The organism is Caulobacter sp. P1_B12_2 (assembly GCF_056406675.1).
Window position 1 is genome coordinate 1 of record NZ_JBFTZS010000253.1, and the last position, 6,815, is coordinate 6,815.

At 66.3% G+C, this 6,815-nt stretch carries 7 protein-coding genes; 4 read left to right on the forward strand and 3 right to left on the reverse strand.

All coding sequences use genetic code 11. The features are described from left to right. Together AC1DZ6_RS15710 and AC1DZ6_RS15715 are read right to left on the reverse strand one after the other, a co-directional pair. Positions 1–572, reverse strand: a 572-nt coding sequence (locus AC1DZ6_RS15710; RefSeq protein WP_477098092.1) for a nucleotide sugar dehydrogenase, incomplete at its 3' end; no start/stop codon positions are given. A 306-nt stretch (positions 573–878) separates the two neighbouring features. After that, positions 879–2,054, reverse strand: coding sequence for a glycosyltransferase family 4 protein (locus tag AC1DZ6_RS15715; protein WP_477098093.1), 1,176 nt, complete (start codon positions 2,052–2,054; stop codon positions 879–881). Between the two features lie 308 nt (positions 2,055–2,362). Between AC1DZ6_RS15715 and AC1DZ6_RS15720 the strand changes: the two genes are divergently transcribed. From AC1DZ6_RS15720 to AC1DZ6_RS15735, 4 genes are all read left to right on the forward strand, one after another. Continuing rightward, on the forward strand, positions 2,363–3,112 hold the full coding sequence (locus AC1DZ6_RS15720; RefSeq protein WP_477098094.1) for an ABC transporter ATP-binding protein: 750 nt from the start codon (positions 2,363–2,365) through the stop codon (positions 3,110–3,112). Between the two features lie 23 nt (positions 3,113–3,135). Then, positions 3,136–3,918, forward strand: a complete 783-nt coding sequence (locus AC1DZ6_RS15725; protein WP_477098095.1) for an ABC transporter permease — start codon at positions 3,136–3,138, stop codon at positions 3,916–3,918. A gap of 66 nt (positions 3,919–3,984) precedes the next feature. Next, positions 3,985–5,883 carry an asparagine synthase (glutamine-hydrolyzing) gene (gene asnB, locus AC1DZ6_RS15730; RefSeq protein WP_477098096.1) on the forward strand — a complete coding sequence of 633 codons (1,899 nt, stop codon included), beginning with the start codon at positions 3,985–3,987 and terminating at the stop codon, positions 5,881–5,883. A gap of 156 nt (positions 5,884–6,039) precedes the next feature. Then, the gene (locus tag AC1DZ6_RS15735) at positions 6,040–6,204 is read left to right on the forward strand and encodes a hypothetical protein (protein WP_477098097.1); all 165 of its coding nucleotides are present in this window, start codon (positions 6,040–6,042) and stop codon (positions 6,202–6,204) included. Positions 6,205–6,243: 39 nt separating this feature from the next. Here AC1DZ6_RS15735 and AC1DZ6_RS15740 read toward each other — a convergent pair. Beyond that, a partial coding sequence (locus AC1DZ6_RS15740) for a transketolase-like TK C-terminal-containing protein (RefSeq protein WP_477098098.1) occupies positions 6,244–6,815 on the reverse strand: 572 nt, incomplete at its 5' end.

A 6,815-nucleotide genomic window follows, 5' to 3' on the forward strand; every position in this document is an offset into this window, starting at 1 on the left:
GGGCTGGAGACCGGCACGACCTTGGGGACGATCTGGTCATAGACGGCGACGCCCATTTCCAGTTCCAGCGCCGTGTTGGCGCCGACCACCTTGGGGATGTCGGCGGTCTCGAAGTTCTGGTTGCCCGGATCTTCGCGTTCCGGCGAATAGGCGATGGCGAAGTCGCGGCCGCTGATCAGGCCGCTGCCCTCCTCGAGGATCGGCTTCATCACCTGCTCGGACGTGCCCGGCCAGGTCGTCGATTCCAGAACCACCAGCTGGCCCGGACGCAGGCGCTTGGCGATCGCCTCGGTCGACTTGACCACATAGGCCAGGTCGGGCTCGCGATACTCGTTCAGCGGCGTGGGCACGCAGATCAGGATCGCGTCCGGCTCGTTCAGTCGATCGAAGTTCGAGGTGGCGTCGAAACGGCCCAGCTCGTTCATGGCCTCGACCGACTCGCCCGAAATGTGCGCGATGTACGACCGGCCGTTCAGAAGGGAGTCGATCTTGTGGGCGTCGATGTCGAAGCCCGTAACCCGCAGCCCCTGGCGCAAAAACGCCTGCGCGAGTGGAAGGCCAACATAGCCCATGCCTAGAACGCCGACGTGGAGCTCGTGTGTTTGCGCGCGCCGAACGAAATCGGCGGCAACCTGTTCAAGCGTTATCTCGCCAATCGCGAAGGGGGTCTGCACGTTTGCTTCCACTAATCTTATCCCTGTTTAGCGATCTCAACAGCTCATTCCCGAGCATCGAGTCCGAGGAATCAATTACTCGCCCGTGTGTCGCATTTTTAAACGACCGTTATGTTGCGCGCATCGACGACGCGGCGACGGTGACTTGCCGGGATACGCGCGTATAGCTGATAGAACATATCGCGCAACACTTTTCACGGGTTCCTAGGCCCTCGACAATACTCGCGCGAGCGCCACCAATTTCTCGGCTTCACGGTCCCAGCCATGGCCGGAGGCGAAGGCGCGCGCCGCGGCTCGGCGTACAGCCTGAGGCTGTTTCGCCGCCGTCGCCACGGCCTCGGCGATCGCCGAGGGATCAATGTCGGGCGGCACGAAATCCACGAAGCCGGCGTCCTGGGTCAGGGCGACGATCTCCGGCAAGGCCGAGGCCAGCACGGGCACGCCGGCCGCCGGATACTCCCACAGCTTGTTGGGCAGGGCGTTCAGCTGGTTGGCGCTGCCGGTTTCATAAAGAAGGGCGCCGAGGGCGGCGCCCGAAATCCAGAGCGGCAGTTCGTCGTGCGGCACGGGCGAGACGAAGCGCACGCGGTCGCCGGCTCGGGCTTCGAGCTCGCGGCGCAGCACCCCGTCGCCCAACATCACCAGCCACCAGCCGGGCGGCAGGCGCTCGGCGGCGTCGACCAGTTGGCGAAGCCCCCGATGCTCGCTCATCGCGCCGTGGAAGATCAGGATGGACGCGTCGGGCGGCAGGCCAGCCCGCTGGTGCAGGCGTCCGTCGTAGGGCGGCGGGGCGCTGGCCTGGGCCGCGTTCATCACCACGACCGCGGGGGGGAAGGCGGGCTGGGCCTGCGCGTAGAGCCGGGCGATCGCCGGCCCCACCGTCACGAAGCCGTCCAGGATGTGGGCGTGCCGCGCATGGGTGCGGGCCACCCAGCGGCTTCTGGCCGTGTCCCCGGGCGTCTCGTCTTCATAATACTCATGGGCGTCGTAGATCACGGCGGCCCCGACGCGCCGCCGGATCGCGGCCGCCCATCGCAAGGACTCCGGCTCGCTGACAAGTAGAAGGTCGGGCGCGAAGCGTGACACGGCGCGCCGCATGGCCGCGGTCTTCAGGGCGAAACGCAGCCACAGGCCCAGCGGACCCGGAGCCCGCGCCAGCACGCCCAGCGGCCCGATCCACGGCACGGGATGGGCGTCGGCCATGAAGGGCGCGCCCCCGGGGTCGGGCGCGAACGCCTCCACGACGAAGCCGGCGGCGCGCAAGCTCGCGCGCTGCTTGAGCAGGCGCCCGTCTCGGGGATCCAGCAACGGGGCGATGAGGGCGATGCGTTTGATCGTCGAATGCTCCGGACGCCGGACGAATAGACGAAGGGCGGTCATCGCCCCGCGTGGTGAATTCGCGCTTCTCGGGGAGCGCGGAAGGATGCGAGAGAACGCCGAAATCGTACGGAAAAATGACCCTTTGATGAACATGCGCGAGCGTCGATCTTACCCGACATTAGCCGTTGACATCAGTGAAGCGCCGACACACAAGCATGCACTGTTGTCCCACGCTCCGATCGAGATGAAGGTCGTTCGGCCTTTAAATAGACCGATTTAGAGAAATCTCGACCATCATGCAAGGTTTCGCCCCGTGGGGCTAAGAAACGGATGCTTGTGGTAGGAATTGAATAGTAAGGCAAGGATCGATGTCCGCGATCGAAGTTCAAAGTCTTTCTCTCACCTTACCGATCATCGGATACAACTCCCAATCTCTTAGAAAGACGATCCTCAGTTTTTCGACGGGCGGCCGACTTCTTAAGGACAAGAAAGATCACGTCCTTATCCGAGCCTTGCACAATGTCACCTTCAAGTTGCAAGAGGGCGACCGGCTGGGCCTGATCGGCCACAATGGTTCCGGCAAGTCGACCCTGCTGCGGTGTCTGGCCGGCATCTATGAGCCGACTCGCGGCACGGTTTCGGTTCACGGCAAGATCTCGTCGCTGATCGACCTGGGCGTCGGCCTGGACGTCGAAGCCACCGGCAAGCAGAACATTCGCCTGCTCGGCAAGTATCGCGGCATTTCGGCCAAAGAGATCGACGACGCCCTGCCCATCATCGAGGAAGTCTCGCAACTGGGCGCCTTCCTGGACCTGCCCGTGAAGACCTATTCGGCCGGCATGCTCAGCCGCCTCATGTTCGCTCAAGCGATCAGCTGGGAGCCCGAGGTTCTGCTGATGGACGAGTGGCTGGGCGCTGGCGACGCCGAATTCACCCGCCGCGCCGAAGGCATGGTCGAAAAGTTCGTGGCCAAGGCCCGCGTCTTCGTCATCGCCTCGCATTCCACTTCGATCATTCGCCAGACGTGCAATAAGGTTCTTCACCTCGAAAAGGGTGAAGTCGTCGATTTTGGCGACACCGACACGGTGCTCGACAATTACCTTGCCGGCACGGCCTGAAATCGCCCTGAGGAAATAAAAGAATGTTTGGCAAAGCTGCCGCCGAGCTGAAAAGCAGCGCATTTGCGTGGCGGATGTGGTCCTTCATGGGCTATCAGGACATCCAGCAGCGATACAGGAATTCGATCCTGGGCCCGCTCTGGCTAGTCTGTAATCTGGGCGTGGTCGTGCTTGGCATCGGCCTGCTGTATCCCAAGCTGTTCAAGACCGACCTGCACACGTTCGTGCCGTTCGTCACGGTCAGCCTGATGATCTGGAACTTCTTCATCGGTACGCTGACCGAAGGCTGTTCCGCCTTCCTCGCCGCGTCCGGCATCGTCCGTCAGATCAAGATCCCGCTGCCGGTGTTCGTGCTGCGCGTGATCTGGCGAAACATCATCATGCTGGCCCACAGCATGATCGTTTTCGCGATCGTCGGCGTGATCTTCAAACTGTTCCTGAAGATCCACTATCTGGAGTTCCTGGGCGGTTCGGTCCTGTTCCTGCTCAACCTGACCTGGATGGTCATGATCCTGGCGATCCTGTCCACGCGGTTCCGCGACACCGCCCAGATCGTGCTCTACATCCTGATCTTCTCGACGTTCATGACGCCCATCTACTGGCCGTCCAGCCTGCTGCCGGCGAACTCGCCGTTCCTGGTGTTCAACCCGCTGGCCCACTACATGGCCATCATCCGGGATCCGCTGCTGGGCAATCACCCCACGGCGCTGAACTGGACGTTCTGCATCGGGACGGCAATCCTGGGCTGGGCGATCGCCTATCTCTCGTTCGCCTGGAAGCGTCGCGAAATCATCTTCTGGTTCTAATGTAGAGCGAGGGCGCGCGACCCGCGGCGCGCCCTCGCCTCTCACGACAAGGGCGGGAAATCTGCCATGTGCGGACTTTGGGCGAGCATCGGGATCGACGTGGATCGCCGCGTCCTCGACGCCATCAAGGCTCGCGGCCCCGACGGCGAAGGCTTCTCGTCGTCTCCCAGCCCCTGCGGGCCGGTCACCCTGGGCCATCGCCGCCTCTCGATCTACGACCTCAGCCCCGCCTCCGCCCAGCCGTTCGCCAGCCCGGACGGGGCCGTGCGCATGGTCTGGAACGGCGCGATCTATAACTACAAGGACGTGCGCGCGACCCTGGCCGAAGCCGGGGTGGTGTTCCACACCGAGGGCGACACCGAAGTCCTGATGGCCGCCTTCCTCGCCTGGGGCGTGGGGGCCTTCCAGCGCCTGGACGGAATGTTCTCCGGCGCCATCCACGACACCAGAAACCAGACGGCCTGGCTGTTCCGCGACCGGTTCGGCGAAAAGCCCCTGCTGTACGCCCTGCCGCGCGGCCCGGGCTGTTCGATCGCCGTGGGCTCCGATCTCAAGCAGTTCCGCGACCTGCCGGGCGTCGACTGGCGGATCAATCGTCAGGTCGCGGCGAATTTCCTGAACTTCGGCCATGTCGACGAGACGGACGAGACCTTCGTCGCCGGCGTGCGCCGCCTGCCCGCCGGCTGCTTCTGGAAGCTGGACCTGCGCAGCGCCGCGCACTTGCGCAACAGCCTGGAGGAAGGCCCTCGGGCGTGGCCGGGCGAGGCGTTGGGCTTGGGCGAGCGGACAGACCCCGCGCTCGACGCCGCCGAAATGGCCGTGGAGCTGCGACGGCGGCTGGAGCGCGCCGTCGATCTTCGCTTGGTCGCCGACGTCCCCGTCGGGTCGTGCCTGTCGGGCGGGCTGGACTCCACCGCGGTCGTGCGCCTGGCCCGGGCCTCGCAGCGGGCGGGGCGTGACGGCCGGTTCATCTGCGTTTCGGCCGTGTTCGAGGGGCGGGGCCCCGCCGGCGAGGATCTCTCGGAAAAGATCTATGTCGATGCGGCCCTGGAGGGTCAGGGCATCGACCTGCACACCGTGCAGCCCAGCGACCGAGACGTCGCGGACGCCTTCGACACCGTGATCCTGGCCCAGGGCGAGCCCTTCGCCCACTCCTCGATCTGCGCCCAGTGGTTCGTGTTCAAGGGCGCGCGCGAGGCCGGCCTCAAGGTCATGCTGGACGGCCAGGGCGCCGACGAGCTGTTCGGCGGCTACACCAACATGCTGGGAACCTGGCTGGCGCGCCGGTTGCTGCGACGCGGCCCGGGCGACTGGATGGCCGCCACCCGGGCCCTGATGGCCGACGACGCGGGTCTGGACCGGGGCGGCCTGGCGCGGGCGACCTGGCGCGGGCTGGTGCCCGACAGCACGCGTCGCCGCCTGGCCGGTCTGCGCGGGACCTTTCCGCCCCGGGGCGGCCTGATCCCCGGCCACGCGCCGCCGCCGATCGAAGGCGACGGCTGGGGCCGGTTCGACGCCCTGACGCGGCGCATGGCCGGCCAGACCTCGCTGCCGGCCCTGCTGCGCTACGAGGACCGCAACGCCATGGCGCACGCGGTCGAGACCCGCCTGCCGTTTCTCGCGCCCGACGTGGCCGACGTGGCGTTCACCGCCTCGCCCGACGTCAAGATCGACGCCGGCTGGCGCAAGCAGATCATCCGGCGCGCCGTCGCCGACGTCACCCCCCGCCTCATCCTCGACCGGCGGCGCAAGCTGGGCTTCGCCACCCCGCAGGAGGCGTGGATCTCTGGGGCGCTGGGACCGGTGCTGCGCGAGGCCCTGGCCGATCGCCGCCTGACGCCGTGGATCGACGGCCAGCGGCTGGACGCGCTCGGCGCCAGCACCACCGACGCGGGGCTGATGGCCGAAGCCTTCCGGGCCGCGGTCCTGATTCGCTGGGCCGCTTTGCTGGATCTTGGGGTCTAGCCGAAGGCGTTTCGGCGGACAGATTGACGGCAAAGCTCGGAATTTTCGCTCCGATGCGCGTCATCTCGTCGCGATTAGGCCGCTCGGGTCGAAAACCGCTGAATCTTGTTAACCCGCGCGCGTAATTCTTGGGGTGTTGGAAGATGGAGCATGGTCATGCCTTCCCAAACCGAGTCGAAATCCGCGACCCCGCCCTCGAGCCTGATGGCGCGAGCCAAGCTGGACGAGCGCAGCCGCTACCGCGAAGCGGCGCAACGGCACCCCGACGCGCTGTTCTCGCTGACCGGCCGTCAGTTGGCCGCGATGCTGGGGCGCAACTAGCCACCCCTCATTCGTCGAACGAGGGGTGACCGGCAGGGTTTAGATCGCCGCCTTGGCCACGGCCTCGGCGGTGATGCCGAATTCCTTGTACAGACGCTCGTACGGCGCGCTGGCGCCGAAGCCGGTCATGCCGACGAACTTGCCGTTCTCGCCGATGAAGCGTTCCCAGCCCATGCGAACAGCGGCCTCGACGGCCACGCGGACCGGCGCCTGGCCGATCACCGAGGCCTTGTAGGCCGCCGGCTGCTGCTCGAAGAGCTCCCAGCACGGGGTCGAGACGACGCGGGTCGGCTTGCCCTGGCCCTGCAGGATGTCGCGGGCCGCCACGGCGACCGAGACTTCCGTGCCCGAGGCGAAGATCGTCACCGCCGCCTCGCCGCCCTCGGCGGCCAGCAGCTCGTAGGCGCCCTTGAGCGACAGGTTTTCGGCGGCCGTGTCGCGCACGCCCGGAACCTTCTGGCGCGACAGGCACATCACCGACGGGGTGGCGGCCTGGTCCAGGGCGATCTTCCAGCACTCGGCGGTCTCGACCGCGTCGGCCGGGCGGAACACCAGCAGGTTCGGGATGGCGCGCAAGCTGGCCACGTGCTCGACCGGCTGGTGGGTGGGGC